Source organism: Halorussus ruber (assembly GCF_004765785.1).
GTDB classification, from domain to species: Archaea; Halobacteriota; Halobacteria; order Halobacteriales; family Haladaptataceae; genus Halorussus; species Halorussus ruber.
The window spans coordinates 24289-50057 of sequence record NZ_SBIT01000017.1 but is presented as its reverse complement, the minus strand read 5'-3'; the positions used below and the strand labels follow the sequence as shown (position 1 = coordinate 50057).

The 25769-nt window shown below is 64.0% G+C and carries 27 protein-coding genes and 1 tRNA gene; 10 read left to right on the top strand and 18 right to left on the bottom strand.

The features are described 5' to 3' along the window. Positions 1 to 32: 32 nt before the first annotated feature. Positions 33 to 791 carry a protein sorting system archaetidylserine synthase gene (locus tag EPL01_RS19540; protein WP_135826963.1) on the bottom strand — a complete coding sequence of 253 codons (759 nt, stop codon included), beginning with the start codon at positions 789 to 791 and terminating at the stop codon, positions 33 to 35. Positions 792 to 893: 102 nt separating this feature from the next. Here EPL01_RS19540 and EPL01_RS19535 point away from each other — a divergent pair, with 102 nt between their 5' ends. Continuing rightward, a complete protein-coding gene (locus EPL01_RS19535; RefSeq protein ID WP_135826962.1) occupies positions 894 to 1328 on the top strand; it encodes a plastocyanin/azurin family copper-binding protein in 435 nt (144 codons plus the stop codon). 57 nt (positions 1329 to 1385) lie between these two features. Here the strand turns inward: EPL01_RS19535 and EPL01_RS19530 are convergent, their stop codons facing one another. From EPL01_RS19530 to EPL01_RS19515, 4 genes are read right to left on the bottom strand one after another with little or no spacing between them, the layout of a single operon-like run. Then, positions 1386 to 2021, bottom strand: a complete 636-nt coding sequence (locus tag EPL01_RS19530) for a 30S ribosomal protein S3ae (RefSeq protein WP_135826961.1) — start codon at positions 2019 to 2021, stop codon at positions 1386 to 1388. Beyond that, positions 2018 to 2272 (bottom strand): KEOPS complex subunit Pcc1, encoded by a 255-nt coding sequence (locus tag EPL01_RS19525; RefSeq protein WP_135826960.1) that lies wholly within the window; start codon positions 2270 to 2272, stop codon positions 2018 to 2020. Before EPL01_RS19525 ends, EPL01_RS19530 begins: the two co-directional genes overlap by 4 nt. After that, positions 2269 to 3465 carry an exonuclease RecJ gene (locus tag EPL01_RS19520; protein ID WP_135826959.1) on the bottom strand — a complete coding sequence of 399 codons (1197 nt, stop codon included), beginning with the start codon at positions 3463 to 3465 and terminating at the stop codon, positions 2269 to 2271. The genes EPL01_RS19525 and EPL01_RS19520 overlap by 4 nt, the downstream gene beginning before the upstream one ends. After that, on the bottom strand, positions 3466 to 3930 hold the full coding sequence (locus EPL01_RS19515) for a 30S ribosomal protein S15 (protein ID WP_135826958.1): 465 nt from the start codon (positions 3928 to 3930) through the stop codon (positions 3466 to 3468). Positions 3931 to 4876: 946 nt separating this feature from the next. On the opposite strand from EPL01_RS19515, the gene EPL01_RS19510 reads away from it, so the two are divergent. Further along, positions 4877 to 4948 (top strand) — tRNA-Ala (locus EPL01_RS19510). 236 nt (positions 4949 to 5184) lie between these two features. On the opposite strand, the gene EPL01_RS19505 is transcribed toward EPL01_RS19510, so the two are convergent. Then, on the bottom strand, positions 5185 to 5949 hold the full coding sequence (locus tag EPL01_RS19505; protein WP_135826957.1) for a helix-turn-helix transcriptional regulator: 765 nt from the start codon (positions 5947 to 5949) through the stop codon (positions 5185 to 5187). A 270-nt stretch (positions 5950 to 6219) separates the two neighbouring features. Here EPL01_RS19505 and EPL01_RS19500 point away from each other — a divergent pair, with 270 nt between their 5' ends. Genes EPL01_RS19500 through EPL01_RS19490 form a run of 3 tightly spaced genes read left to right on the top strand, consistent with a single transcriptional unit; the run spans position 6220 to position 9717 of the window. After that, positions 6220 to 7194 carry a hypothetical protein gene (locus tag EPL01_RS19500; protein ID WP_135826956.1) on the top strand — a complete coding sequence of 325 codons (975 nt, stop codon included), beginning with the start codon at positions 6220 to 6222 and terminating at the stop codon, positions 7192 to 7194. Positions 7195 to 7207: 13 nt separating this feature from the next. After that, positions 7208 to 8467 carry a twin-arginine translocation signal domain-containing protein gene (locus EPL01_RS19495; RefSeq protein WP_135826955.1) on the top strand — a complete coding sequence of 420 codons (1260 nt, stop codon included), beginning with the start codon at positions 7208 to 7210 and terminating at the stop codon, positions 8465 to 8467. A 59-nt stretch (positions 8468 to 8526) separates the two neighbouring features. Continuing rightward, complete coding sequence (locus tag EPL01_RS19490) at positions 8527 to 9717, top strand: PQQ-binding-like beta-propeller repeat protein (RefSeq protein ID WP_135826954.1); 1191 nt, start codon at positions 8527 to 8529, stop codon at positions 9715 to 9717. Positions 9718 to 10288: 571 nt separating this feature from the next. Here EPL01_RS19490 and eif1A read toward each other — a convergent pair. From eif1A to EPL01_RS22535, 5 genes are all read right to left on the bottom strand, one after another. Beyond that, the gene (gene eif1A / locus EPL01_RS19485; protein WP_135826953.1) at positions 10289 to 10576 is read right to left on the bottom strand and encodes a translation initiation factor eIF-1A; all 288 of its coding nucleotides are present in this window, start codon (positions 10574 to 10576) and stop codon (positions 10289 to 10291) included. 86 nt (positions 10577 to 10662) lie between these two features. Then, positions 10663 to 10866: a hypothetical protein gene (locus EPL01_RS19480; RefSeq protein WP_246045771.1), complete on the bottom strand. Its 204-nt coding sequence runs from the start codon at positions 10864 to 10866 to the stop codon at positions 10663 to 10665. 141 nt (positions 10867 to 11007) lie between these two features. Next, entirely contained in the window at positions 11008 to 11217 is a 210-nt protein-coding gene (locus EPL01_RS19475) for a hypothetical protein (RefSeq protein WP_135826952.1), read from the bottom strand. Positions 11218 to 11302: 85 nt separating this feature from the next. Beyond that, positions 11303 to 11632: a HalOD1 output domain-containing protein gene (locus EPL01_RS19470; protein ID WP_246045769.1), complete on the bottom strand. Its 330-nt coding sequence runs from the start codon at positions 11630 to 11632 to the stop codon at positions 11303 to 11305. 159 nt (positions 11633 to 11791) lie between these two features. Next, entirely contained in the window at positions 11792 to 11923 is a 132-nt protein-coding gene (locus tag EPL01_RS22535) for a hypothetical protein (RefSeq protein ID WP_281275392.1), read from the bottom strand. A gap of 151 nt (positions 11924 to 12074) precedes the next feature. On the opposite strand from EPL01_RS22535, the gene EPL01_RS19465 reads away from it, so the two are divergent. Further along, positions 12075 to 13577, top strand: a complete 1503-nt coding sequence (locus tag EPL01_RS19465) for a DUF7289 family protein (RefSeq protein WP_168215961.1) — start codon at positions 12075 to 12077, stop codon at positions 13575 to 13577. A gap of 1 nt (position 13578) precedes the next feature. Here EPL01_RS19465 and EPL01_RS19460 read toward each other — a convergent pair whose 3' ends face one another. The 7 genes from EPL01_RS19460 to EPL01_RS22660 form a co-directional block, all read right to left on the bottom strand. Further along, positions 13579 to 14442 (bottom strand): DUF7289 family protein, encoded by an 864-nt coding sequence (locus EPL01_RS19460; protein WP_135826949.1) that lies wholly within the window; start codon positions 14440 to 14442, stop codon positions 13579 to 13581. Further along, a complete protein-coding gene (locus tag EPL01_RS19455) occupies positions 14435 to 14935 on the bottom strand; it encodes a DUF7266 family protein (RefSeq protein ID WP_135826948.1) in 501 nt (166 codons plus the stop codon). Before EPL01_RS19455 ends, EPL01_RS19460 begins: the two co-directional genes overlap by 8 nt. Next, positions 14932 to 16317: a DUF7261 family protein gene (locus EPL01_RS19450; protein ID WP_135826947.1), complete on the bottom strand. Its 1386-nt coding sequence runs from the start codon at positions 16315 to 16317 to the stop codon at positions 14932 to 14934. The genes EPL01_RS19455 and EPL01_RS19450 overlap by 4 nt, the downstream gene beginning before the upstream one ends. A 62-nt stretch (positions 16318 to 16379) precedes the next feature. Then, complete coding sequence (locus EPL01_RS19445; RefSeq protein ID WP_135826946.1) at positions 16380 to 16988, bottom strand: DUF7288 family protein; 609 nt, start codon at positions 16986 to 16988, stop codon at positions 16380 to 16382. Between the two features lie 2 nt (positions 16989 to 16990). After that, positions 16991 to 17551 carry a DUF7287 family protein gene (locus EPL01_RS19440; RefSeq protein ID WP_135826945.1) on the bottom strand — a complete coding sequence of 187 codons (561 nt, stop codon included), beginning with the start codon at positions 17549 to 17551 and terminating at the stop codon, positions 16991 to 16993. Positions 17552 to 17553: 2 nt separating this feature from the next. Beyond that, a complete protein-coding gene (locus EPL01_RS19435) occupies positions 17554 to 19578 on the bottom strand; it encodes a type II secretion system F family protein (protein WP_135826944.1) in 2025 nt (674 codons plus the stop codon). Next, positions 19575 to 23825 carry a type II/IV secretion system ATPase subunit gene (locus EPL01_RS22660; RefSeq protein WP_368279636.1) on the bottom strand — a complete coding sequence of 1417 codons (4251 nt, stop codon included), beginning with the start codon at positions 23823 to 23825 and terminating at the stop codon, positions 19575 to 19577. Before EPL01_RS22660 ends, EPL01_RS19435 begins: the two co-directional genes overlap by 4 nt. A gap of 335 nt (positions 23826 to 24160) precedes the next feature. On the opposite strand from EPL01_RS22660, the gene EPL01_RS19425 reads away from it, so the two are divergent. Genes EPL01_RS19425 through EPL01_RS19410 form a run of 4 tightly spaced genes read left to right on the top strand, consistent with a single transcriptional unit; the run spans position 24161 to position 25645 of the window. Further along, the gene (locus tag EPL01_RS19425) at positions 24161 to 24595 is read left to right on the top strand and encodes a hypothetical protein (protein WP_135826943.1); all 435 of its coding nucleotides are present in this window, start codon (positions 24161 to 24163) and stop codon (positions 24593 to 24595) included. A gap of 41 nt (positions 24596 to 24636) precedes the next feature. Beyond that, complete coding sequence (locus EPL01_RS19420; RefSeq protein WP_135826942.1) at positions 24637 to 24888, top strand: hypothetical protein; 252 nt, start codon at positions 24637 to 24639, stop codon at positions 24886 to 24888. Between the two features lie 2 nt (positions 24889 to 24890). Further along, the gene (locus tag EPL01_RS19415; protein WP_135826941.1) at positions 24891 to 25424 is read left to right on the top strand and encodes a hypothetical protein; all 534 of its coding nucleotides are present in this window, start codon (positions 24891 to 24893) and stop codon (positions 25422 to 25424) included. Positions 25425 to 25432: 8 nt separating this feature from the next. Further along, positions 25433 to 25645, top strand: coding sequence for a hypothetical protein (locus tag EPL01_RS19410; RefSeq protein ID WP_135826940.1), 213 nt, complete (start codon positions 25433 to 25435; stop codon positions 25643 to 25645). Positions 25646 to 25769: the final 124 nt, after the last annotated feature.

Genomic DNA, 25769 nt, shown 5'->3' with positions numbered 1-25769 from the left:
GACTCATATGGTGGAAACTCCGTGCGTACACTTCAAGAGCGTTTCCCTTCCATCTCGGGGGACTCCACGTCCTCGGGGGCCGCCACGCCGGGACCGTCGAGGTCACAGTCGGCGTCCCGCCAGTAGAACCGCGGGCCGAGCAGGAGATACGCCAGCGCGGCCCCGAGCAGAAGTTTCGGGAAGGCCCGCCCGAACGCGGTCGGCGCGAGGATGGCGAGCGCCTGCACGCCGCCCATCGCCACCGCGTCCCGGGCGTAGAGGTCCGGATAGGTCACGCGCGTCACCATCAGGTACGCGAATATCCCGGCGGTCGCCAGCAGGACCGCGGCCTCCTCGACGCCCGCGAGGACCGTCGCCGCCAGCACCGTCGCCGCGAGCGTGCTGGGTACGCCCTCGGTGTGGCCGTTCCCCACGTCGTAGGCGGTGTAGAGGCCCAACCGGACGACCGCCATCGCCACGAAAATCGCGGGCACGCAGAAGGCCGCAATCGCCATCAGGGAGGGACTCTCCAGCCCCCAACGCCCCCGCGCCACGACGAACACCAGCACGGCGGGCGCGACCCCGAACGAGGCCACGTCGGCCAGCGAGTCCAGATACTCGCCCGCGGGGGTGCTTCCGAGTTTCTTGGCGATGACGCCGTCGAGACCGTCTGCGACCGCGGCAAGCAGAATGAGACGCGCGGCCAGTTCCGGCTCGATGGTGGCGGCGACCGCCGCGAGAAAGCCGAGCGCGGCGTTGGCGACCGTCACCGCGTCGGCGACGCCGAGCCGACCGACGAACCGGGGTTGCATACTTGCGGGGTGGGCGACGGCCGTTGATACGTTTTTTCGTTTCCGAGTCGGCGGCTACGACCTTCCGCATGACATAAATCGCTCGCGTCCCGAGAGTCGGACATGGACCGCCGAACATTCCTCGCCGGGAGCGCGACCGTCGCCGCAGTCGGCCTCTCGGGCTGTACCTCCTTTTCGGGTGAAAACGCCAGCGCCGGGCAGGGCGAGTACGACATCGGCATGGGGTCGGCGTTCTTCCGACCGGCCGAATTCGAGGTCTCCGTGGGTGAGACCGTCGTCTGGGCGAACACGGGCAACCGCAGACACACCGTCACGGCCTACGAGGGCCAGATTCCCGACGGGGCCGAGTACTTCGCCTCGGGCGGGTTCGAATCGGAGGAGGCCGCCCGCGACGGCTGGATGGGCAACTTCGAGGGCCGCATCGAGGCGGGCCGGACCTACGAACACACCTTCGAGGTGCCGGGCGAGTACCACTACTTCTGCATCCCCCACGAGCCGAGCGGGATGGTCGGGAAAGTCGTCGTGACCGAAGAATAGTAGCGACTCGTCGCTTCGAAGAAAACGAAAAGTCGAATCGAACTCCGAAGTCCGCGCTTAGACTTCGACTTCCTCTTCGTCCACGTCCACGGAGGTCTCCTCCTCGGCGGCGACCTCTTCGGGACGGGCTTCCATCGTCGCCTTCTGAATCTCGACGCGGCGCAGCGGGTAGATGGTCTTGGCCTCGCCGTAGATGGCCGACGAGAGACGACCTTCGACCACGCTGTCGATGAGGTCCTCGAAGGTGCGGTCCTCGGCGGCCTCCTCGACGATGTCGATCATCGTGCGGCGGATGGCCTGCTCCTGGCTCGCGTCGGCGCTCTTGGTCGTGAACGCGACGGGCTGAATCTGGACGCGGTAGTCGTCGGTCGTCAGGACCGTGATGTAGGCCTCGATTTTGGAGGCACCGCGTCGCACGAGGCTCCGCAGGTAGTCGCGGGTGAGTTCGTGCTTGATGAACTCGGTGTAGGCCGAGTCGCTGCCCACGTCGTTGATCTTGAACGTGAGCTTGGTGTTGTTCTCGCTGGCGTCGCCTTTCAGCTCGCCGAGCGTGGTCTCGACGTTGCGGCCGAGAACTTTGTCCGGTTCGTCTGCGGGGGTGCCACCGAGCTCCTGTCGGTCGAACTGCTGGGGAGCGTGGATGGTGTACCACCGCTTTTCCTGTTTCTGCTTGGATACTGAGCGTTCACTCATGTGTTATCTGTCTGCTTTGTGTTGTCTGCATGTCGTTTAGCTGCCTGTACGACTCGTTGGGCCACGGAGAGGTTCACGACGTAGTCGTCCACCGTGGTCCGGAGGCCGCCGGTCGTCTCGCGCTCGATAGCGGTCACAACTGCGCCGTCCTCGACTCGCGTGTCGATTTGGGGCGTGTTGTCCGGGCGGACCGAGGCCGCCAGAATTTCGGCCTCCTCGACGTCCGTCCGAATCGTCGCCGACCGGCTCATGCTCTGGCCTCCCTGAAGGCGGATAGGAACTCCTTGGTGTCCGTCTCGGGGTCGAACTCGGCGTAACCGCGGGTGGCCGTCCCACCGCCCGTGCCGCCGACTGCGCTCGCCGCCTCCGCTATCGCCGCGCCGACGCCACACGCTTCCGTCGCGGCCGCCGCGGCCTGCTCCTCGCTCACGACGAGCGCGACAGGCTCGGGCGACCGGAAGTCCCGCAGGAGACGGGCGACCGTCTCGACTGGGGCTTCGTCGGTCCGGAGCGCGAACAGGCCGTCGTACCGGCCCGTGGTCCCGTTCCGAAGGACGGCGTGGGCGCGCTCGGCGTGACTTCGCCACGCGTCGAGTGCGTCGCCTCGGGCGTCGTGACCGAGCGCGACTGCGACGCCGGTTCCGGGTCGCTCTCGGGCGAGCGCCTCCAGCACGTCGGCGTAGCCTTCGATTGTGGCGAAGGGGCCGTCTGGTATAGTGTGCGGTCGGAGCGCACGCTCGACTGCCTCGGCGGCGCGGTCGGTCGCGCCCTCGGCTCCCGTGACCGCCAGCGCGAACTCGGAGGCGACGCGGCGGTGGGCCTCGTCGTCGAGTTCGGCGGGGAGACCGAGTTCGGCCAGCGTGGCCTGCACGGCCCCGGCGTCGCCGGAGTAGTCGGCGTGCGCCAACGTCGAGTGGGCCAATCCGTCGGCGAGGTCCTCGGTCGGAATCCCGACGCCGGGTCGGCGCTCGACGCCACCGTCGCGGGCCGCTTCGAGGAGGTGCGCGCTCTCGCCACCGCCTGCGGGGTAGCCCGCGGCGACGACTCCCGCGAGTGCGAGCGTCGGGTCTGGCGACGCGCCGAGATTCCGTGCCACGTCGAAGGCGAGGACGCTCGCGGGCGTCTCCTCGGCGCTGAGGTGGGCGTCCGCGGCGGGGCCGAGACCCACGCCAACGGTCGTGTCGGACGTGTTCGCGTCCGACTCGCTCGCGTCGTCGGGGCCGCTCTCGGGACCGGCCAGCGTCGCGCCGAACCGACCGACGCGCACCTGATAGGGGACGCCGCGCTCGGCGAGAGCGCGGGCGAGCAGCCCTGCGGCGGCGAGACAGTCGCCGTCGGCCCGCGCGAGGAGTCGCACGAAGTCGGCCTCGCGCAAGCTGGCGGCGACGTCGCTGGCCGCGGGGTTGCTCTCGTCCGCGCCGTCCGTTCGACCCGAGGTGGACATCTATTCGAGGAGTTCCTTGGCGGTCTCGTAGGAGTAGGTGAAGTCCGCGTCGAGTTCGTCGCCGCGGTAGTAGTCAACGAGGCGACGGACCTTCGACTGGGTGTTCTGGAGCGCGCGCTTGTTCTGAGCGTCCTGGGGGTTCTCGTCCATGTGCTCGCGCAGTCGGACGGCCCGCTCCATCAGGTTGTAGAGGTCCTCGGGGATGTCGGACTCGGCGTCGTTCTCCTCGAGAATCTCGGTGACCTTCTTGCCGGTCGCCAGCTTCACGTTCGGGACGGGCGTGCCCTTCACGCCTTCGTCACGAAGCTTCAGGCCGATTTGGCTCGGGCTGTGGCCCTGCTCTGCCAGTTCGACGACGCGCTCCTCGATGGCGTCTTCGTCTACGTCGCTCCACTCCGGGGGTTCGTCTGCCACCGGCTTGTCCGAGTCGGACGAGCCACGGCGGCGGGTGTGCATTCGTGCCATTGTTATCGGATTGGAACTGCACAGGCCGCTATCGCCGATTGTGAGGTAGGCGTGCTGATGCGTCGATTGACGCGGCGCACGTCCGCAATCCCGAGCCGGGCAAAAGGCGAGGTCGAACGACCTCGGTCGCGAGCGGGCAACGCCCGCGAGCACCCGGCGAGTCAGATTTGCGGCTGTGCTGTTCCCGTACTCCAATGGATGCACGTCGGAGGGTAAAGGTTTACTATATTCTATTGGGTTTGAGCCTCTTGCCAACCGATTCGGCGCGCGCTGGCGCGGCGTTTTATCGCCGCGCCCTTCCGTGCGAGGTCTGCGGGAGCAAAGCGACCGCAGGCTCGGCAGAGCTTGTCTCTGCCGGTGGATGAGCATCGCAGGCCGAAGGCCGAGAAGCGCAATCGGTTGGGGAGGACGTGGCCCGCGGTTGCGGTGCGGGGCGGTGCGGTAGACGCCTAGACTCAAGCCTGAAGCTAGCTCTTCTCTATCTTCTCTCTCCCGAACCAGCCAGATTTTCTCCCTCTCAAGTCTGAAGCTAGCTTCTTTCTGCCTTCGGCTTCTGTCCGAACGTGTTCTAATAAGCCACGAAAACAGCGACCGAGGTTTCGAAAGCCCTCGCGCGGTTCGCGGTCGCTCAGCGACATATCTTCGATTCGCCTCGCTTCGCTCGGCTCATCTTCAGATAGGGGTCGCTGAGACGACCACGGTAAACGCGAACCGCGCTCGCCCTTTCAGTCCACCAGGATGTGGCCTGTCTCACCGAGCGAAGTAGGGGGTGTAAAGCAATGCTTGTAGATGTTAAATATATCTATACAATTCCAAAAACCAACAAAACACGGCTCAAGACTACCACCCACCGTCGAGCCGTCGCGTGATGCGTCATCGGTTCCCGGTGGTAATCGGAATCCGAGAGGTTTATCAATCACCCCGGCCAACGAAGAAATGCGTTCGAGGGCTCGTAGATCAGCGGTAGATCATCCCCCTGGCACGGGGAAGGCCTCGGGTTCAAATCCCGACGAGTCCACTTCCTCCTTTCGTTCACTTCACTCGGTTCTCAATTCGTCGGTCGTCGTGGCCAAACTTCGCTCGTCCTGTTGCGATGAGTCCGTTCGTATAGTCTTCCCTGTGGCCGGTCGGATACGGTTCGTTGGTTCCCGACCGACGGCTGGGCCGGATTTTACTCCTCCCACGACAGGAGCATAGCGACAGGTGTTACTGTCGGGGTGAGTCGCATTCGACGAGAGTTCGGGATTGACCACGTCAGTGTTGGACCAGTCTTGGTCGGGCAGCATCGCGGTACTCCTCGATCAGCGATTCGACCGCTGTGACGACGGCGTCGGCGTTAGTTATGTGGACAGAGGTAGGGTGATACTCCTCAGAGAATGTGGTTAGTGCTACCGTATCGCTGGTTCGATACAGTCCGATCTCCGGGAAAGAATCGCTGATTTTGACGTCTACGTTGTCGTGGTTTAGATAGTCGTCGTACTCTTCAGACAGAACTGTGAGTACCTGCTCGCTCGTGACGTGTTCCACTTCGAGGCGTTGGCGTCCGAGCCGACCACAAATACCATCGAGAACGTCGCGCTGGATGGTCGGCGTGACAATCGTAATCGGCGACTGGTTGCTGATGTGTTTCGTGAGGGCTCGAGACGCTGCCTGCGGGTCGTAAGTAGTGCTGTGGTACGTCTCCCCCGTGGAAAATTGTTTAGGTTCGAACGTCATCGGAAGCTGCCGGAGGAACTGCCGGTGTTCGAAAGCCAACTCTGTCCGCTCAGCGAGCGCCTCAAAGTTCTCAGATAGCCATTTGCCGAACTCGGTGGGGCGATAGTGGCCATTTCGCTCGGTGACGAGGTCCTGCTCTTCGAGCTGATCTAGTCCCCGATAAACAGTTGTTTTGGAACTCTCGGTGAGGCTCGCAAGCTCTTGGCGGTCCTGAACGCCGCTGGCGACTTGTTTGAGGAGGTCCTGACGTTTATTCACGGTAGCGAGAACGTCGGAGGCGTCGGTTTCAGCCAGCATCCTCATAGATAGTATTAGAGATATATCATATTTTAATTTTCTGGAATCTGTAATCCTAAAAACGCCCGGTCCGTCCAGAACCCCGTTCTCGTACGGGAATCCGAATACGTTCAGGAGCCATGAACAATTCTCGAACCTGATTAATTTAACATAGCTACAAATACATTTTCAAAGCCACACTCTCCGAGTGCAATGTCGGAGGAGAACCGACACACGCGTCGGACGGTACTTCGAACAGCCGGTGTCGCAGTTGCGGGATTAGGAGGCGTTCCCGCGGTGACTGCGACCGGAAGTGAAGGGCCGTCGCGCGTCCAGACGGCCTTCGGAAGTGTAGCGTCCCCTGTCGGGGAAGAGCTACAGGACCGCCTTTGGGAGAGAGCAGTCGAAGCCTACCGCCGAGAGAACGGTGAGTACCCGAAGCGAGCCGCGAGGTTCCACAGTGCTGACGACAAGCCCCTCGTCGGGTTCGCCGTCGGCTTCGACGACCGTGGCGTTCCCCATTACTTCTCGGCCAAGACGCCCGACCCCTCGAAGGTGGACCAGCGCGTCGCGGACCTCAAGCGACGCGTTGAGGAGTTCCGAACACAGATCGGGAGTACCGGCGTCTTCTCGGAGACCCAGTCGGTGACGACCCAGAGCAAGTCTTGGGAGTTCGAGGTCGGCTTCTATGGAAGTGCTGGTACTGATACCGATGCCGGGACGATTCACCACGACATTGAGGTCCACCGACTCACGAACGACGGGACGAGCGACGGCGAGACGTTCGCACCCATCCAGATTATGGAAACCGTGCCGGATGTCTATAGTAACCTCTCGGGCGATACGTTCCACGACTGGAGTCCCGCTCAGAGTTCACCGGGCGTCGAGTCGAGTTCCCTCACCGACTACGCGCCGGTCAACCCCATTAGTGGCGACGGAACGAAATCCGCTCGCCTGTCGGCTCGGGACACGCCACTGTCGTGGTCGTGGACCCACAACGGCGACGTGACGACCGACTCGGCGACGGACGCGAACGACGCGGATCAGCTCCACGGAGACTTCAAGCAGGACTACGGAAGTGGGACCGGCGACAATACCGAAGAGCTGGGCTGTGGTACTGCCGTCGAAACGAACCAGCCCAGCTCCGGCTACTACGACATCGTGGAACTGACCGCCGAAGAGACGTTCTTCTACACGAACGGCGGGAGCGTCTACGACGAGGTGACAGTCACGGACAAGGAGACGATGAGCATCGACTACGAATACCTCTGACCGAACAGAGACCATGTCAAATGACAACCTCTCAACACCGACGCGACGTAGCGTCCTAAAAGCGACAGGAGCTGCCGCGGCCGCGACCACCGTCGGACCGCAGGCAGTCTCGGCACGGCCCGATAGCTCCGACCCATCGCTCCCGGAGGGGACCCGCGTGTTCCTCGGCGGGAACGTCAGCTTCGATCTTCCCGCGGGGCTGGAGCGTTCCGGCCTCGGGAATGCGGATCTCATCGTGGTCGCGCCCGACACGACGGTCGCCCGCGGGAACCTGGTCGCCGCCTTGAAGCAGGGTAAGCCGGTGGCCTTCGCTGGCACCCCCGCATTCGACGGTCTGCTCTCTACCGTCTTCGACGTCCCCCAGACCGCGGTCGAGCAGGCTATTCGTAACGGGCGACCACACGAGGGAACGGACCTGCCGTACTCCTTCGGATTCGAGTACTCGTACGCCAACGAGGAGACAGTCGCGCTCGCGTTTCCGGCGTCCGGCTCACTCAACATCTTCAGACTTCGCACCGGGGAAGCGACCAGCTCAACCGTGTTCGACTTCCTTGGGCAGAAGCTTCAGGCTGGCGGCGACGATGTGACGACGACCGGCGACACGACACTCCAGCCAACGGGGACCATCTGTCCCCCGGCGACCGGTAACGATACGAACTGGAACTGCCTCGGACTCGATGACCTCAGCGTCAGCGACCCCTGCCCGTACGGTGGCTGGGACCGGCGTCAGTGGGGTGCTCGACTTCAGGAAGACGACACTGGCAACGACTGGTTCGGCTGGGAGACCGAACTCCAAATCATCCCCAGCGCGAACGAGGACAACAACTGTAGTTCGAACCAGTGGCGCAACGACTTCATGAGTCGGTCGATGACGTTCAACGACGGCGAGATCGACGACTACGGCCCGCCGAGCGACGAAGGGGATTACACGACGACCAAGTCCGTCGGATTCTCGCTCTCGGCAGGTTTCGACAGCGTCGAAGGAACCGGGTCGATCTCGTTCAGCGAGTCCAAAACCACCTCGGGCGTCAAGGTCGGGACGTTCGTGGGCAACGCCGACGAACAGGTCGACTACGACTTCGACATCAAGCGCGGCGGGAACGTCTCCGACGAGACGCTCACGAGCTACATGGGCCAGCGGACGAAGGTCGCCAACAATACGACTTCAACGGACTACGCCTACGACGACACCTGGCGCTGGTACGACAACACCCTCTTTGGCACGAACACCCACACGGAAGAGGACTACGGCACGGCGTACTGGTCCGCCTGAACAGCCGATTGAGCCGCCCAATTTTTTTGGTACGGTTACAAACGTATAGGTATATTAGGATGTCCGCGCTCCACGTCACTCGACGAAGTGTCCTAACAAGTCTCGTCGGACTCACCACGACTGCCGGGTGCTTCGAGTCGAGAGAGTCAGCACCGGAACCGACGTACGGTAGCGCCGATTCCCCGTGGCCGATGCTCGGTCACGACCGGCGGAACACAAGTTCGACCGGTCTCACTGTTCCAGACGACTCCCTTACGGCCCGGCGGGTCCTCCGGATTGGGAAACCTGACCGCACCGACGCTCCGATCTACGCGAGCAATCGCATCCTCCTCGCGCGGTCGGAGACCAGAAGCCTAACGAGTGGCGCGTTCGCGCTGGAACCGGGAACTGGCGAGCAACTGTGGCACAACCCGGACGTCGTTGACTACACGACGCCATCAGTCTACGGCGAGACGGCCATCTTCTCAGGCGGCGCGAACACCTTCGCCGTGGACATCGAAACAGGGAGAGTGTACTGGCGTCGAAACGTCGGCGGAAGCGGGTTCTACCAGACTCACCTCAAACGGGACGACCGCATCGTCGTCAGATCCGGTCGGCGAGTCGTGGCGCTGGACGCCTATACTGGCGAGACCCGCTGGCAGTCGAAGGAACTCGGCGTCCCATACGGTCTCGCGGCCGACGACGACCGGATCTACGTCACTACCGGTGGTACGGACGTTCCGGCGCTTCGTGCGCTCGAGTGGACGACTGGCGAAACGGCGTGGGAGGTCGAAGGAATCGCACCTGTTCTTTATCCAGTGGTCTCGGAGGGCCAGGTCCTCTACACGGACGTTGAGACCGGAACGCTCTGGGCCTTCGACGCGGCTAGCGGAGAGCGACTATGGCACTATGAGACTGTAGACGCCGACGCACCCCCAGCGGTATCGCCAGACGGTGAGACGATATTTCTCTCCGGAATCGACGAGCCGCAACTCCACGTCGTGTCCGCCGCCAACGGTACCAGAGAATGGAGCGTACAGGCCCAGAGCGCCTACCAACCGCTCGTGACCGGTGAGAGCGTCTTCCTCGCTGGCTACGACATCGTCGAGCGCCTCTCGCTCTCGCGCCGGGAGGTCACCGACTCGATCCAGTTCCGCGGGAAGGTCACGTCACCACTCGCGCTCGGGCCCTACGGACCCATTCTTATCGCGCAAAGCGCCAGTAGTACCTACTTCGCGTACGTGACGACGCCCGAAGACGACAGCGAGTGACGAGCAAACTGCCGATTTACGACTTCGGCTCGCTGTCGTCAGGTGGAAACCTCACCGACTGCCCATGTCGTCGCGTCAGTCAAAACGAACTGCGGGTCGTCGTGACCTATAAGGCCAATTCCAGTCCTCCTACGAGCTTGTTTCGGTCTACGCCCTAGTCGAGTTACGCCTATTTTTCTCGCTACCGCCACTAACCTTCACGCCGGGAGAAATCCGTCGTCGTTCGAGTACGCTATCCCGACTAGCCACCGCGGATGTCGCCAGCGACGTTTGTCCGCCAAGCGTCGAAGCTAGTCTCGCAGCCGAGGTGTCATCGATGTGGTTGATGAACTCCACGCTGTTCTGGAGCGTCGCGCCGCAGAACGGTCCGTCGTTCGGGTCCGCCCACATTGTTGCTGTCGTGGTCGGGACTCTGACGAACTTCCTGATAAGCGCTTCCGGGATACTTCTAACAGACCAGCTTGATATTAGATGCCGATTATATCGTTGTTCTCTCAGTTCACTACAAGGTGTCGTGCGACTCGTCGGTCGGAACCTGACGTGCCGAAGAAGTGACTCGAGAAGTACGGTATCAGACGTTGATGTGGCCTTCGCGTCGCAGTTGGTCCTGTGCGGACCCGTCGTAGCGCCATTCGATGTCGGCCTTCTCGTCCTGCCAGTCCCACGGTTCGCACAGCACGATGTCGTCGCGTCGAATCCAGATTCGCTTGCGCATTCGGCCGGGAATCCGGCCCATTCGCTCGACACCGTCGTTGCACCGGAGGCGCACGCGGTTCTTGCCGAGCATCTCGGTTACGATGGCAAACTGCTCTGAATCGTCGGGCATGCGGAGGTTCCGTCGCCCAGAATCTTCACTCACAACCGATATAGGTGGCGTGTCCTTTTAAATGGTTTCATCGTGCGTGGCAACGACTCTCTCGAAGTCGAGTGCGATAGCACCTCTAGTCAGAAGTCGGCCCGCGAAATCCACTCGCGCGCGACGGCGACGAACCACGCCATCCAGACGGCGAACGCCAGCAGCCACGCGCCATACCGGACCAGCGGGTTCGAGACGAGGAGGTACGCGCCGCCGAGTAACGCCCCGACCGCGACCAGCGCGGCGAGGTTCCGAGGCCTCGGTCCGAGGAACTCGCGCATCCGCCGAGTCATCTATCCGGCGGTCCTACGTGGGCGAGACACATCACGATTGGCGGTCAGTCGTCACGGAGCAGTCAGCCCTCACGAAGCGGTCAGCCCTCACGAAGCGGTCAGCCCTCACGAAGCGGTCAGCCCTCACGAAGCGGCCAACCCTCACGATTGGCGCTCGGTCCGCGAGCGGACCATCAGCATCACGACGCCGATAGCCAGTAACATGACGATGCTGGCGGAACCGATGACGACGAGTTGCACGTCGTCACCGCCGCCCGCCGACGCGGCGACGACTTGGAGCGCCCCGGCCCCGAGGAGGAGGACCACGAGCGCGGCGAGTCGCCAGTCGAACCTGCGTGACGCGGTTGTCATATGCTACCACACCAGTCGGAGCGACGTAACTGTGTCGCCGAACGACGAGTAAGAGCCAGCGATAACTGAGGCGTGACGACTGCCCTTATCCCCGCACGACGACTCGTCCGCCGGAGTGAATCGTGACTTCGTACACGTCGTAGGGGAAAGAGACGGACACGTCGTCTCGGAGGTCGCCGTACCGCCGAGTGTGGAAGAGCAGTTGGAGCGCGTCGCAGTCCACCACCGAACTCAGCGGCGTCATCTGTCCGGGGTCGCGTTCGAGAACCTCCGAGAGCGCGAGTGCGAGGCCCGTGCAGACCTCGCCGTCGAGCATGTGGTGGCTGATATCGAAAACGTAGGTAGAGGTCGAATCGCCGTTGTTAGCGGTGGATTCAATCTCGACGGGGTCGATGTTCTTTCTCGACATACTCATTCGGTTGCTATGCGTTATCAGGGTGGATCGTACATAGGTTTTCCGATGACGAAAAGCGCCGGAAGAAGCATCGAATGACCGACCTATCGCGGTCCAGAGAAACGGCGTCGGTTCCAGCTTCGAGAGATACCGCCTCCGCGCCTTGTTCCCGTCCGGAACCTACTTCCCACCCAAGAGGTACATCCCGATACCGACGAACATCACGAGTCCCCCGAGGATGAACGTCCCGGGAATCGGAAGCACGAACAGTCCCGCACCCAGCGCCATCACGAGAGTCGAGAGTTGTGGCACATCGGAACGAGGGGGAGCCACCGGGGTAGGGTTTGTGGCGGGACTCGCCGCGAACTTTCGAAGTCGCCAGTCGAATCCGGCGTCGGCCTACAGATTCGAGCAGTCGTTGCCCATCAGATTTATACTATCGGACTCGAAAGCAAGCGGAAACATGTGGCCTTGTTCTGAATCGTCGGAGAGAGGCCAGTCAGAGACGCTGGGCGTCGTCTTGCTGCTGGCCATCACCATCGCCGGGACGGGACTCATCCTCGGGTTCGGTGACGTTGCGCTCGAGGACACTCGCTCGTCGACCGAACTCAAGCAGGCGGAACTCGCCATGACGGTGTTCGACTCCCGGGCGGCGAAGGTCGCGCTCGGCGACTCCGACGTCCAGACTGTCGACTTCGGCGGAACCTCGGGCACGCTCCGTCCGGAACCCGGAGACGGGCACATCACCATCGAACACGTCAACTACGACGGGAGCGGGACGGACGAAATCATATACGAGAACGACCTCGGGTCGCTGGTCTACGAGAACGACGACACCAAACTCGTCTATCAGGGCGGCGGCGTCTGGCGGCAGGACGAGAACGGCGGCGTCTCGATGGTCTCGCCCCCGGAGTTTCACTACCGCGGTTCGACGCTGACCTTGCCCCTCGTGCGAGTCACCGGTTCGGGCGGATCTGCGGGCGGGTCGAAGGCTCGGGTGAAGTCGGGCGCGGAGATGAAACACGTCTTCCCCGACGCCTCCGAACACTACGAGGACGACACCTCGAAACCCGCGTACACGAACCCCTCCGAACACGGTCGGATCAAAATCTACGTCGAGAGCGAGTACCACGAGGGATGGGCCGAGTACTTCCGCGAGCGAACCAACGCCAAGGTCAACGATTACGACGCCAACGAGACCGTCGTCATCCGACTCATCAGTACGGGTAACACCGGATTCTTCGATATGCCGGGCGAAGACGGGTCGGTGGACGTTCGGGGCATCGCGGGCCACGGGATGACCGACTTCGAGGTCACAGTCCGGCCAGACGACGCCGACAGCGCCAACTTTGCGAACCTCAAGTGGTCGATGTACGTCGACAAGGGAACAACCCAGTTCGAGATTCACATCCGACAGAACGGCGGGAGCGGCTGTAACGCGGTCGCCTCGGTGACGATTTACTACTCGTCGGACGGCGGCATCCACGAGCAGGGCTGGTACGACGCCGACGCTTTCGAGGCCGAGTGCGGCGACTACAACGGCGACGGCGACGACGAGGTCCGAATGGTCATCGACTTCGTGGACGACGACGACAACGACGGGAGCGTCCACGACGTCGAGTCCGACGACCCGAAACTGGAGTACGTGGACCTCAAGAACAGCGAAGTGATGAACTTCAAGCCGAAGGGCACGGTGCGCGACCCGGTGACGCTGGACGGTCACAACCCGCCAGCGACGTGGGAGTCCGAGAGCTACGAACCCGACGACGGCGACCGGGAGACGATAGACCGCATCGTCAACCACTACGCCTCGGAGATGGGCGGGTTCGCCCTGACCATCGACGACAAGAGCAGTAACACCGTCAACGAAGGGGCCTCCTACGGCCGAATCGAGTACGGCGGCGGCGGGATGTACATCACCTACCTCCACGTCACCGAGAACGAAATCGAGGTCGAGACGAGCTGAATCAGCTGAACGACACGTCTACTCGCGCCACGGTCACGTAGAGGCGCTCGACGCTGAGGGTGCAAGTGACCGTCCCGTCCGAGGGCACCTCACAGGCGTCGGCGTTCCACGCGTCGGGGATTCGTTCTTCGAGGGCTTGCTCCCAGAGCGGCGCGCGCGTCTCGGAGGTCTCGATGGTGTAGGTTATCTCGTACTCGTCTTGCCCGTCGCCGTCGGGGTCGGGGTCGGCCTCGTCGGTCCCGTCTCCGTCGGGGTCGGCCGTGGCGTCGGAGGGAGTGGCGAGCGCGCCGAGGACCTCCGAGCCGGTCAGTTCCGTGCGAATCCGGACCGTCGTGGAGCCGCCGACGCCCGGACTCCCGGCCTTGCGGGTCTGGACGAACGGAATCACGGCGGTCTTGGTGTCTCCGTCTTTCCGGAACACCGACCCCGGTCGTTCGAGGAGGACGCCGCCGGTCCCCCGTCGCTCGCGGAGGACGGCCCCGTTCTCGTAGACCAACTGGACCCGCGAGCCGGTCGGCGAGTAGACGACGGGGTCGATGTTCGTGCTGAATCGGGGCGTCGAGGGAGCGTTGGTGACCTCGACTGTCACCGCGGTCTCGTCGTCGTAGCCCAGCGAGGCCTCCGAGAGCTTGATTTCGGTCGCGCGACTGGGTGCGCCCCGGTGCTGGAGGTCGCCGACGTTGTCGGCCAAGATGTCGAAGACGCGCTCGGCGTTCGAGATGCGCTCCTGCTGTCGGGCGTCCTGAAGCCCGGAGAACCCGAAGGTGTAGACGATTGCCACCGTGGACGTGATGAGCGCGAATATCAGCACGAACCCGATGACGTCGCTGACGCCCCGGTCGGACGCCGCGATTCGCTTACGCATTCTTCACCTCCAACTCGTAAGTCGAGTCGCCGTCCGGGTTCGCGTACCGAATCAGAATCTGCTCGCCGTTCACCGACGACTCGACCACCGGCGTCTCCAGCGTGAGTTCGACCCTGACGCTGATGTCGGTCCCGGTCGCCGACAGGCGGAGGTACGGCTGGTCCGAGCCGGGATTGCGTAGCTCGATGCTGTAGGTCCGGCCCGCGACCTCTCGGGGGAGTTGGCGCTCGATTTCGAGCGTGTCGTCGCCGTCGCCGCCCATCGTCGCGGCGAGTTCGTCGGCCGCCACGAGGTCCGCGGCGAGTTGCTGGCCGATAACTCGGAGTTCCGAGCGAGTCGTCTGCTCGCGCTGGTCGGCCACCATGTCGCCGCCAGCCACGAGGAGACCGGTGATGACCAGCGTCGCCACCGAGAGGTTCAGGATGTAGCCGAGCGTGGTCGAGACGCCGCGGTCGTCCCGGCGGAACCGGTCCGGAAGGCGATTCCGGCTCACGGCGGACACCCCGTTCCGCCGTCGCCGTCAGCGGCGTGTGTCTCGGCGTCGGTGCGCGAGTGGCCCGCGTCGTCGGTCACCGTGACGACGACGGTGTAGGTTCCGCCCCCGCCGTTCGAGTCCGAGAGCGTGACAGACCCCGAATCGCTCGCGCCGCCGACGCTGACCGAGGGCGGGGCGTCAACCGGGGACCCGCCCTGGCGCAACTCGACGGTCACGCTGTCGAGGTCGGCGTTCGGGTCGGCAACTTCCCAGTTCACGGCGAAGGAGGCGTCGCCGTCGGGGTCGCTGTTGTCCGTCACGCTCAGGCCGGTGACGCGCGGATGCTTCGGTGCAGGTCCTGGTTCGCCGTTCGCGGCCCGAACCTCGGTCTCGTAGGTGACCGACTCGCTGGCGAACCGGAAGTCCACGGTGGTCGAGTAGACCGCCGCCGCGGCGTAGGGGTCGTTGCTTGGACTGTCGGCGTAGGTCGGGCCGTCGCAGTGGCGGCCGTAGTTCTCCGCATCGACGCGGTTCTTGAGCGCGTCGCTGGTCGCGTGTCCGGCCCGGTCCACGACGAGTTCGTAGGTGCCGACCGCGTCGTCGCCGTTGACGTAGTAGATGTCGAGCGGACTTTGGGCCTCCTCGAAGAACGAGAGCGCCTCGCAGGACTCGCCGCCGAGCGAGGCCCCGGTGAGGTCCACCGTCGCGGGACCGGGGGTCTGACAGGACCCGATGGCCTCCTCGTCGGCCTCGGCGGGGTCCTCGTCCCAGACCAGCACGCCGACGCTCCCGCCGTCCTCGTAGAGCGCGACCTGCCACTCCTCGGACCCGCCTCGCTCGCGGACCTCCACGAAGAAGGTGCCCGCGTCCTCGGGGTCGAAGGGCGCGCTCGCGCTGGTCAGGTCCGAGGCCGAAATCTGGCCGAGGAGGAAGTTCCGGACCTCGACCGAATCCGCGACCAGCCAATTCGGGTCGCCGTAGCCGAGGGGATTGGCACCCGAAGTCTGAGGACGGAACTCTCCGGCGCTCTCGTCGGCGATTCTGGTACCCTCGGTGTTGTCGACGCGCGCGACCCGGAGCGTCCGTCCCGAGACGACCTGCTGGCGGACCACCAACGGTCGCCACTCGGCCAGCGCGGCCGGGAGGTGAGTGTCGGCCAGCTCGGTGTAGTCCGCTCCGGCGTGGTTCCTGTTCACGTGGTCAGTCACGCCGCCGACGCCGTCGCGGACGCTCTCGCGGGCGTCCACCGCCGCGCTGGTCCCGGCCTCGCTGCTCCGACTCGCCAGATTCTCGGTGTAGATGGCGGAGTTGAGGACGACCGCCAGCACGACCAGCGAGACCGCGAGCGTGAGCGCGCCGACGAGGACGAGTTGGCCGCGGTCACGCTTCGTTTGAGACATATTTTTCATCGTTTTAGAATCTTCTTTATTCGTTTCCCGCCGAACGCACTCGACTAACTCGTCTACTGACGCCATACCGTCACCTCCACCACGACGACGTTGTAGACGCTACTGCTCGACCCCGCGTCGGGGACGTAGAAGGCGTTGGGGTCGTCCCCGATTTCGGTGCCCGTCGGGTCGGCCACGTCGTCGCCGTCCGGGTCGGCGTAGAGAACGTCGCTGTCGTACAGCGTGAGCGTCGTCGTCGCCGTCGCCGCGTTGTCGCTGGGTTCGCCCCGGTAGACCAACTGCTGGCTCCGCCGGGTGCCGCCCGTGTCGGTGTAGACGACGTGGACGTTGAGCGCGATACCGCGGTCGGCGAACGTCCGCCCCATCGCGGCGAGGAACCGATTGGGCGGGTCCTGCGTGTTCGTGTAGTGCTGGCCGTTGTCCGCGCCGTGGAACTTCTTGTTCGCCGAGTCCCAGAAGAGGAGCGCCCGCTTGAGCGCGCCCGACTCGGCGGTGGTCTGGAGCGCGCCCTCGGCGGTCGCTCGCTGTTGGTTCTCGATGTGCTGGCTCGACGTACTGCCCGACAGCGGCGTCACGGCCGTCACCTGATACGCGAAGACGAGCGCGCTGACGAGCAGGAGTCCGGCGACGACGCCTTCGAGGGTGTGTGCCTGTGCCCGCATCGCTACCACATCCTCACGAGGAGCGTCGCCTCGCGGTGCTGTATCGAGACCACTCGACGGGTGACCACGACCGACCCGGACTCGTCGGGCGGCGTCTCGCCCGCCTCGAACGTGGTGGCGCACGACTGGTCGCCCTCCTCGTCGATGACGATGTTGCCGTCACCGTCGGCGTCCCCGTCGGAACAGAGCAGGTCGGGGTCGCCGTCGCCGTCGGCGTCCTCGCCGACGAGTTGGACGTTGACGTCGGCGTCGTCAGCGAGTCCGAGCCGTTCCTGTAGCGTCGTCCCCTCGAATCGGCAGTCGGGCGGCGACGACTCGGTGGGCGACCCGGCGAGCGCGAAGAACTGCGAGGTGCAGGAATCGTCGAGCATAAACGGCTCTGGGCCGCGGACCAGTAGACTGCGGCTGAGTTGGTTGGCGACCCGGTCGGCCGCGACGATTTCGTCGCCGCCGCCCGCCTCGAAGGGTTGGAACATCCCGGGGAGGAAGCTGACGACGAACGCGACCGTGAGCAGGAAGACGCTCATCCCGATGGCGAAGTCGAGTGTCGTTTGTGCGCGCATGGTTAGATGAAGATGAACACGATCAGCGCGACGGTCGGCAGGACGACCGCGAACTTCACGCCCGACAGCAGCGACGCGTCGCGGATGTAGCCCGCGATGAACCCCGACAGGATGGCCTGCAGGGTCACGGCGTGGAAGAACAGCATCGCCAGCAGGTTGGTGTCGATGCCGCCAGCGAACTGGGACGCCCCGGCCCCGCCGCCGGACGACGACGCCTGACTCGATAGCCCGGCCATCACGTCGAGGAACTTCACCTTCAGAATCGCCATCACCGCCAACAGCGTGAGGTAGGTCATGATGATGATGACGACCTGCATCCGGGAGCGCGACCGGCGCTCGCGGGCGATGTCGTCCTGATTCTCGCTGGCTTGGGCCGCGGTCGAGAGGACCGCCGTAATCTGGCTGGAGGCCTCTTGGGCCTTCGAGACCAGCTTGACGGTCCGAGCCAACCGCGGGATGTGATACCGGTTGTTGAACTCGATGAGCGCGGCTTTGAGACTCATCCCGTACTCGACCTTGGCGTGAATCACGTCGAACTCGTCGGCCAGCTTTCCGGAGGAGGTGTCTGCGACCGTCCGGATGGACTCCAGCAGGGTCAGGCCGGTGTCGTTGGCCGACGAGAGCTTCCGGAGGTTGTCCGAGAGCTTGTCGATGACCGCCTTCCGAGACCGGACGTTCCAGAGGTGGAAAATCGACAGCGGCAGGAAGTTGACGTACACCGGGACGTAGACGTAGATGAACGTCCCCCAGATGGGTTGGGCGACCATCCCGTCGAACGTCCGGGGTGCCGCGCCGGACCAGACCGCGTTGCCGACCAGCACCAGCGAGGCCGGAACGGTCAGCCCGAGGATGAAAAGCGGGCGTTCGCGGAAGAAGACGTGCGGTTGCTTGAGCAGTTCGATGGTCTCGTAGGTCCCCTCCCGGCTCTTGATGCGGTCGAAGACCGAGAACTCGCCGACGTACTTCTCGATGAGGCCGAGGTGGAGCAGGCCCGCGCCGGTCGTGGCTTCGAGGCGGTCGCCCCCGTCAGACGGATTCAGGTAGCCGTCGCCGGGGTCGTCCTGCTTGACCGTCGAGACCAGCACGAGGAAGCCCACCCCGGTCAGGGGAATCAGCCCGTAGACCGTCGCGTAGAGCATCGACTGCTTGGCCTGCCCGAGCATCGACATGATGACGAGGATGATGATGAGCAGGAGCGGAAACAGAGACAGGGTCATGTACATCTCGCCGAACAGCTCCAGCGTCTCCAAGGTCATCTCCTGTTCCTGCTTGGCGGTGCGCATGTGCTTGTCCTTCTTGTCGTCCAGGAAGTCGCTCATGTCGCCCCCGGAGTTGACGATGGAGAGCATGTCCGTCAGAAACTGACCCAACTCGTCGCTGGGCGTCTCCAGCGACCGCTTGCGAATCGCGGTCCGGTAGTCGGTGTCGAAGTACTCGGTCTCTTGGACGATGGACTGGAACTCGCGGGCGACCTCGCCGTAGGTGTCGTCGGCCTTCGCCATCGCTTCGAGAATCTCCAACTGGTTCAGGCCCCCGATGGAGAGGGCGTACATGAACGAGATGGCGTCGGGCAGGAGCATGTTGATTTCCCGCTCCCTCTCGCTGGCCCGCATGTAGGGGATGGCGACGATGACGCCGAAGCCGACGGCGAACCCGATTGCGCCGAAGACGAAGCCGCTGGCCACCACCAGCGCCGGGACCTTCAGTAACTCGATGATGCGAAGCACCGTGTCGTTGGGCACCGGGACGCCGATGAGGACGCCGACCTCCACGATGCCCGTCACGAACAGGGCGTAGCCCACGAACAGGCCGACCAACCAGAGGAGGACGCCCGCCAGCACGCCGATTGCCAGCCCCCGCGAGAGGTACAGTTCCACGGTGTCGGGCATCCGGGCCTCGGCGAGTTTGGTTTCCACGTCGTCCACGAAGTCGCCGTCCTCGTCGAAGAGATAGTCGAACAGGGGATAGAACACGTCGGCCAGCGAGTCGGCCGACCGCTCGGGGTTTCCGGCGTTCCCGTGGCTCATGTTGCGTCCTCCTCGCTGTCGGCGTCTCCGAACCGGTCGTCCTCGCGGCCGTCGTCTCCGCGCTCGTCGCCGCCATCGTCCGCGTCGAAGGCGGCCTCGAAGTCACCGAACGAGTCGCCCCCGTCGTCGCTCTCGGGGTCGGTCTCGACGCTCCCCGGTTCGACGCCCTCGGGGTCGACACCCTCGGACTCGTCCTCCGGCACGAGGTCCTCGGCGAGGTTACCTAGCTCGTCGTCTCCGTCGGTCTCCTCGGCACTCTCGTTGTAGCTCTCGGGGAAGCTACCCAGTTCCCCGGCGTCGTTGGGGTTGCGGACGCTGTCCTCCGGACCGACCGACTCGGTGTCTTGGACCCGTCCGCGCTCGGTGCCACTCTCGTCGGCGGTGTCGCCGCGGCCCTCGCCTTCGAGGTCCGCGCCGCCACCACTTTCGCCGTCGAGGTCTTCGCCGCCGAGACCCTCGCCGCCGACGCTCTCGGAGTCGAGGATGTCGCCGCCGAAGGGCGCGTCGGGTTGGTCGCCCGCGCCGGGGTCGGCCTCGATTTCGGCGGGCGCGTCGGTGGGTTCGGCGGACTCGGCCAGCGCGACCGCCAGTCCCTCCACGTCGGCGTCCGCGCCGCGGTAGTCGTCCAGCAATCGGTCCTCGGCCTCCGCGAGGATGCCCTTGGCGAGTTCGTAGGTCTCCTCGCCGGGGTCGGGTCGGGGCACCATCTCCTCTTTCTTGGGGTCGACGTTGATTTGGACGCTCTCCATCTCTCGGAGGTCCTGCAGGCTTTCTTCCAGTTTCTCGTTGGCCACCAGCGTCAGGATGGTGTCGGGGTCGTTGATGAACGCCTGCACGGTGGCGGCGACCTGCGCGTACTTGTTGAGACCGTTCTTGATGAGGTACGCGAGGATGACCCGGCGCTTCAAGATTTCCCGCTCCAGTTGGTCGCGGTCCCACCCGCGGTCGAACATGATTTCGTCCATCGTGTTCGACCCCGAGAGGCGCATGAACTCGTCGTCCTCCGCGCGCCACTGGAAGATGTCTTGGACGTTGATTTCGTCGTTCTCGGCGTTGTACTCGTTGATTTCCGTCAAGGACTTGTTCCGGCGGACCTTGCTCCCCTGCACTCGGGTCTGGGTCTGGATGGAGACCAAGTCGAGCGCGGTGAACAGGGTCTTGGAGACGTTGATGGGTTCGGTCGTGAATCGCTTGAGGACCTCGCCGACCGTGTCGGCGTGGAAGGTGGTGTAGGTGGTGTGGCCCGTGGACATGACCTGGAAGAGGGTGCGACCCTCCTCGCCCCGAATCTCGCCCATCACGATGTAGTCGGGGCGCTGGCGGAGGGCGGCCTCCAGCAGGTCGAACTCGTCCACGTCGCCCTTGTCGTCGTCGGAGAAGGAGGGCCGCGTGACCGAGGCAATCCAGTTGCGCTGGGGCAACTCGACCTCGCGGGTGTCCTCGATGGAGACGATTTTGGAGTTACTCGGGATGAACAGCGACACCGCGTTCAGGCTGGTCGTCTTCCCGGACGCGGTACCGCCGGCGAAGATGAGCGACTTGTGGTTCTCGATGGCGAGCCACATGAACGCCATCTCCTCCAGCGAGAAGGTGTTCCAGTTCACGAGGTCGATGGGCGTGAACGGCACGTCCTTGAACTGCCGGATGGTGTAGTTGGTCCCGTGGTCGGAGACCTCCCGGCCGAGGGTGAGCTGGGCGCGAGAGCCGTCCGGCAGGGTGGCGTCGACCTGCGGTTGGCGCTTCGAGATGCCCTTGCCCGACCGCTGGGCCATCTTGACCACGAAGTCGTCCAACTCGGACTCGCCGTGGTAGACGTTGCTGATGACCTGCTCGTAGTCGGTGTGGTAGACGAAGACGGGCGAGTTGTAGCCGTCGCAGGAGATGTCCTCGACGTTGATGTCGTGTTTGATGCCGTCGATGCGCTCGTAACCCGTGAAGTCCCGTTTCAGGTAGTAGAGGAGTTTCTCGGTCTGATACTCCGAGAGGTCCTCGTTGTCCTCCTCGATGAGGACCGGTTCGGGCCGGACCATGATGCCGTCGAGGCCGCCCGACTCGTCGGGTTCCAGTTCCTCGATTTTGGCCTCGAAGGCGGCCCGGACCTGCTCGCGCAGGCTCCCCTCGGCCTCGAAGTCGAGGTCGAGGTACTCGTCGAGTCGGATGCGGGGTCCGCGGTCGGCCTCCTCGTCGGTCGTCGCCGGGAGGTCGTCAGCTTCTCCCGTCTCGCTCTCGTCGGTCGTCGCGGGCAGGTCGGCTGACTCGTCGCCCGCGGCATCTGGCCCTTCGGGCGAGTCGGGACTTTCCGGCGAGGCCGGTTCCGCCTCGGCTTCGCTGTCGTCTTCGACCGCACCTCCGTCCGCGGCGACTTTATCGTTTTCGGGGTCGGCCTCGGGCGACGGTTCGGCGTCGATTTCGGCCTCCTCGTCGGCCTCAGCGTCGTCTTCCTCGTCCTCTTCAGCGTCGTCCTCGATTGCCTCGACTTCGGCACCCGCTTCGTCGCCCTCCCCGCCTCGCTGGCTTTCGAGGGCCTCGCGGATGGGTTCGAACGCCTCGTTGGTCTCCTCGCGGAGGCGCTCGACGTAGGCCGAGACCGCGTCTCTGGTCTCGTCGTAGCGTTCGAGGAGGTCTCTCATCTGGTCGGCGCGCTCGCCGTCGTTCTCGGCGTAGAGGTCGTAGCGCGCGAGCAGTTCGAGGGTCTCGCGCTCGATGACCTCCTCGCGTTCCTCCTCTTCGGCCTCCACGACCACCTCGTCGCTGGAGTACTTGATTGCCGACCGGAGCTTCTTGGTCAGGAAGTCTCGCAGGTCCTCCTCGATGGGCGTGCAGTAGGGTTCCACCAGATAGTACTTGGTCTCGTTTTCCTTCTCGGAGTGGAAGATGACGACGAACGAGAAGGGCTTGTTGACCCAGTAGCGGTCTACTTCGCGGAAGTGCTGTTTCTTGGGGAGCGCGACCTCCTTTTCGAGGTCGTAGCGGTTTGCGACCGTGGTGTGGCCCTCGACCGTCGAGAAGAAGGCGTCCTCGTCCAAGTCCTCGGGCACGTCGAGGGTGCGCTCGTCCTCGATTTGCAGGAGCTTTCGGGCGTCGTGTGCGCCCTCCGCGAGGAGTTCCTCGATGTTCTCCTCGGGGAAGCCCAGCCACTCCTCCTCGTCGAAGCGGTCGATTTCGCCCTCGTCGTCGCGGGGACGCTCCGGGGCGGTAACGTCGGTGTCGGTGTAGTAGTACTCGTACTTGAAGTGTTCCCAGTAGTACTCGCCCTTGGTGACGGGCGTGGTCTCGGGGTTCAGCCACTCCTCGAAGCTCCCGCTCAGGTCCGTGACGGCGGTGCTGGCCTCGAAGACGCTGGCCGGGAAGTCGTCGTGGCCGACCCACTCGCTCCGGTCGAAGGGGACGACCTCGCCCGACTCGTCGCGGGGCAAAATCTTCTCGTCGTCGTCCTCCTCGTAGTAGTACTCGTAGCGGAAGTGCTCCCAGAGGTACTCCCCGAGCGCGACGGGGGTTTGCTGTGGGTCGAGGAAGTCCTCGAAGTAGGCGCTCAGGCCCTCGGCGGTCTCGGCACCCTCCTCGACCACGTCGGCGGTCTCGGCGGGGTCGTGGCCGAGGTACTCCTCGGCCTCGAAGGGGAGGGCCTTCCCCCGCCAGTTGGTCGGCGGGCTTCCGTTCTCGTAGAAGAACTCCGCTTTGAAGTCCTCCCAGTCGTACTCGCCGACGCTGACGCCCGCGCTGGCCAACTGCTCGTCGGAGATGCCGAGCGAGTCCGGTCCCGCGTCGGAGTCGCCCTCCTCGGTACCGGGTTCGTCGTCGGTGCCGGACTCGTCGTCAGTTCCGGACTCGTCTGTGTCGGACCCGTCGTCGGACTCCTCGGTGTCGGATTCATCATCGTCCTCCTCGGTGTCGTCGGACTCGTCGCTAGTCTCATCAGCGTCGTCGGTCTCGTCGGAATCAGACTCTCTCTCGGAGTCGGACTCGTCGGACTCCTCGGAGTCAGCCTCGGATTCCTCTTCTGCGTCGGTCGCGGAGTCGTCGGCATTTCCAATACCCTCGGAGTCGTCGCCGTCTTCCGGTTCGGCTTCCTCCGATTCGCCGTCTCCCGGTCGGTCCGCGGTTGTTTCGTCTTCGACCTCGGACTCGTCGGCGCGCGCAGGTCCGCTCTCGCTCCCGTCGTCCGATTGTTCGCCGTCCGGACGACCGTCGTCCCGCCGTGGTTCTTCGTCGGGGATGACGTCCCCGGCGTCCCGTTCGTCGCTCATTGACTATTCCCCTCGCCTAATGACGCAAAAAACCTTGTAACAGAGAAAAGATACGTCGTCATAGTTTACTTTACATCCTCAATGGAGACATAATGAAAATTTTGGCCGAGAGGATAACAATCTGATACGTATCCGCCGGGCGAGTTCGGTGACAGAGCGGTGAATCCGATTTTTCGGCGGCTCCTCGGCTCGATTACATCGATTCGTGATACGACGGCGGAGTACGGTGTCGTTTCCACCCGGAAATCGCGGGGGTATTTCCGGCGCGCGCCGGACCCCTCGGGAATCGGACTCGAACCGGAAGGCGTAATTGCCGGGACTCACAACCCCCGTGCGTGATTTCAGTACGGTTCTTGGCGATGTTGAGTACGGTCCTGCTCGTGGTCGGGGCGCTCCTCGTGGGCGAGGCCCTCCACGGCGGCGTCGTGCAAGGCACCTACGGGCTGACCTCGCCGTACGTCGTCATCCGAGTGATACTCGGGAGCATCTTCATCGCGCTCGGCTACCGGTTCAAGACGCCCGCCGAGGAGTACGTCTCGACGCCCTCCGACCAACCGACCCGGTCCGAGCAGGTGGGCGACTCCTCGCCAGACCCCGACCAGACCGGCGAGTTCGATTCCGAGATGTCGCCGCTCGGCGGTGACGGCCTCGAACACGTCGACGGCGACGCGCGGGACGATTCGCGGGGCGGTGAGACGCGGGGCGGTGAGACGCGGGGCGAGGAGCCGGACGACGCGCGTGGCGAGGGCGAAACGGATTCGCGCGAGTGAAAGTGCGGAACTTTTAACCTTGGCGAATAATACCACAAACCATGGCGATACGCGAACAAGTGCCGAAACCCCTCCGCGGTCCCGCGGGTTTCACATCGTTGGCAGTCATGCTGCTCGGCATCGTCGTCGGCTACATCCTCATCACCACCGGCGTCACCCTGTTCTTCGACCTGCACCCCATCGAACAGGGAGCCATCAGCAATACTGAGGCGTTGAGTGTCACCGCCGTCGGTATCGTCTCGCTGGTCGTGGGCTATCTCGGCTGGAAGGGCTTCACCTACTTCGCCTACTAATCATGCCCGTAGACGTTCGCTCCCACCCCGATGCGCCCGATTTGGAGAAGCTACAGAACCTCGTCCTCGAACCGATTACCCAAGAGGAGATACGGCGCAGGCGGGACGACGGCGAGGTGTTGGTCGAGGACGTGGTCAACGAGCGCGAGGACCTCGACGTGCGCGCCCCGATGAGCGACGCCCCGGGCGAACCGGTCGAGGGCGACGTGGGGACCGCGCTCTACCGCCTCGTCCAGTTGTTCGGCACGCCGACCTTCCCCGAGTACATGGCGGGCGAGGACATCAGCGACCGATACGAGACGACGTACAAGTATCTCTTCCGGGTCACGCTCGAAGACGACGTGGGTGACCTCCCGGACGAGTGGCTGATGACCATCTGCGACTGGGAACTCGAAGTCGGCGTCGCCGTCTGCGAGTGGCGCGAGGAGGACGGAGAGTTCACGGCGGACACGGACGTGGCGCTGACCACGATGGCGCTGGCCCAGAACGTCACGAGCGAACCCGTCGAGTGCGACTTCAAGGACATCTGGTACTGAACGCCGCCATGGACGACCTGAAGGAGTCGATGTACGTCTGGTTGACCGACGAGCGCAACCGGACGATACTCCTGTTCATGCTGGCGGCCGGACTCGGTCTGAGCAGTCTGCTGTTTTTCATCGCTGGCAGTTCGGGGTCGCCGACTCGGACCGAGTTCGTCCTCCTCGTGGCCTCGATGGTCGTCGTGTTCTACATGTCGCTCCGGACGAACACGTATTGACCGCTCCGGATAGAAAATCAAAATTGTTTCTTCGAGCAATGAAATAGAGTTTTAGAGACAACTAAGTATTCCTCTGGGTCCGACAGGGTCTGTCCGGTCGAGAGACGAGTTACCGGTCAGTCGG

Bases quoted from the DNA above. Each gene is read 5' to 3' on its own strand.
- EPL01_RS19540 (WP_135826963.1), bottom strand. From the start codon at position 791: ATGCAACCCCGGTTCGTCGGTCGGCTCGGCGTCGCCGACGCGGTGACG.
- EPL01_RS19535 (WP_135826962.1), top strand. From the start codon at position 894: ATGGACCGCCGAACATTCCTCGCCGGGAGCGCGACCGTCGCCGCAGTC.
- EPL01_RS19530 (WP_135826961.1), bottom strand. From the start codon at position 2,021: ATGAGTGAACGCTCAGTATCCAAGCAGAAACAGGAAAAGCGGTGGTAC.
- EPL01_RS19525 (WP_135826960.1), bottom strand. From the start codon at position 2,272: ATGAGCCGGTCGGCGACGATTCGGACGGACGTCGAGGAGGCCGAAATT.
- EPL01_RS19520 (WP_135826959.1), bottom strand. From the start codon at position 3,465: ATGTCCACCTCGGGTCGAACGGACGGCGCGGACGAGAGCAACCCCGCG.
- EPL01_RS19515 (WP_135826958.1), bottom strand. From the start codon at position 3,930: ATGGCACGAATGCACACCCGCCGCCGTGGCTCGTCCGACTCGGACAAG.
- EPL01_RS19505 (WP_135826957.1), bottom strand. From the start codon at position 5,949: ATGAGGATGCTGGCTGAAACCGACGCCTCCGACGTTCTCGCTACCGTG.
- EPL01_RS19495 (WP_135826955.1), top strand. From the start codon at position 7,208: ATGTCAAATGACAACCTCTCAACACCGACGCGACGTAGCGTCCTAAAA.
- EPL01_RS19490 (WP_135826954.1), top strand. From the start codon at position 8,527: ATGTCCGCGCTCCACGTCACTCGACGAAGTGTCCTAACAAGTCTCGTC.
- EPL01_RS19480 (WP_246045771.1), bottom strand. From the start codon at position 10,866: ATGACTCGGCGGATGCGCGAGTTCCTCGGACCGAGGCCTCGGAACCTC.
- EPL01_RS19475 (WP_135826952.1), bottom strand. From the start codon at position 11,217: ATGACAACCGCGTCACGCAGGTTCGACTGGCGACTCGCCGCGCTCGTG.
- EPL01_RS19470 (WP_246045769.1), bottom strand. From the start codon at position 11,632: ATGAGTATGTCGAGAAAGAACATCGACCCCGTCGAGATTGAATCCACC.
- EPL01_RS19465 (WP_168215961.1), top strand. From the start codon at position 12,075: ATGTGGCCTTGTTCTGAATCGTCGGAGAGAGGCCAGTCAGAGACGCTG.
- EPL01_RS19460 (WP_135826949.1), bottom strand. From the start codon at position 14,442: ATGCGTAAGCGAATCGCGGCGTCCGACCGGGGCGTCAGCGACGTCATC.
- EPL01_RS19450 (WP_135826947.1), bottom strand. From the start codon at position 16,317: ATGTCTCAAACGAAGCGTGACCGCGGCCAACTCGTCCTCGTCGGCGCG.
- EPL01_RS19445 (WP_135826946.1), bottom strand. From the start codon at position 16,988: ATGCGGGCACAGGCACACACCCTCGAAGGCGTCGTCGCCGGACTCCTG.
- EPL01_RS19440 (WP_135826945.1), bottom strand. From the start codon at position 17,551: ATGCGCGCACAAACGACACTCGACTTCGCCATCGGGATGAGCGTCTTC.
- EPL01_RS19435 (WP_135826944.1), bottom strand. From the start codon at position 19,578: ATGAGCCACGGGAACGCCGGAAACCCCGAGCGGTCGGCCGACTCGCTG.
- EPL01_RS22660 (WP_368279636.1), bottom strand. From the start codon at position 23,825: ATGAGCGACGAACGGGACGCCGGGGACGTCATCCCCGACGAAGAACCA.
- EPL01_RS19420 (WP_135826942.1), top strand. From the start codon at position 24,637: ATGGCGATACGCGAACAAGTGCCGAAACCCCTCCGCGGTCCCGCGGGT.
- EPL01_RS19415 (WP_135826941.1), top strand. From the start codon at position 24,891: ATGCCCGTAGACGTTCGCTCCCACCCCGATGCGCCCGATTTGGAGAAG.
- EPL01_RS19410 (WP_135826940.1), top strand. From the start codon at position 25,433: ATGGACGACCTGAAGGAGTCGATGTACGTCTGGTTGACCGACGAGCGC.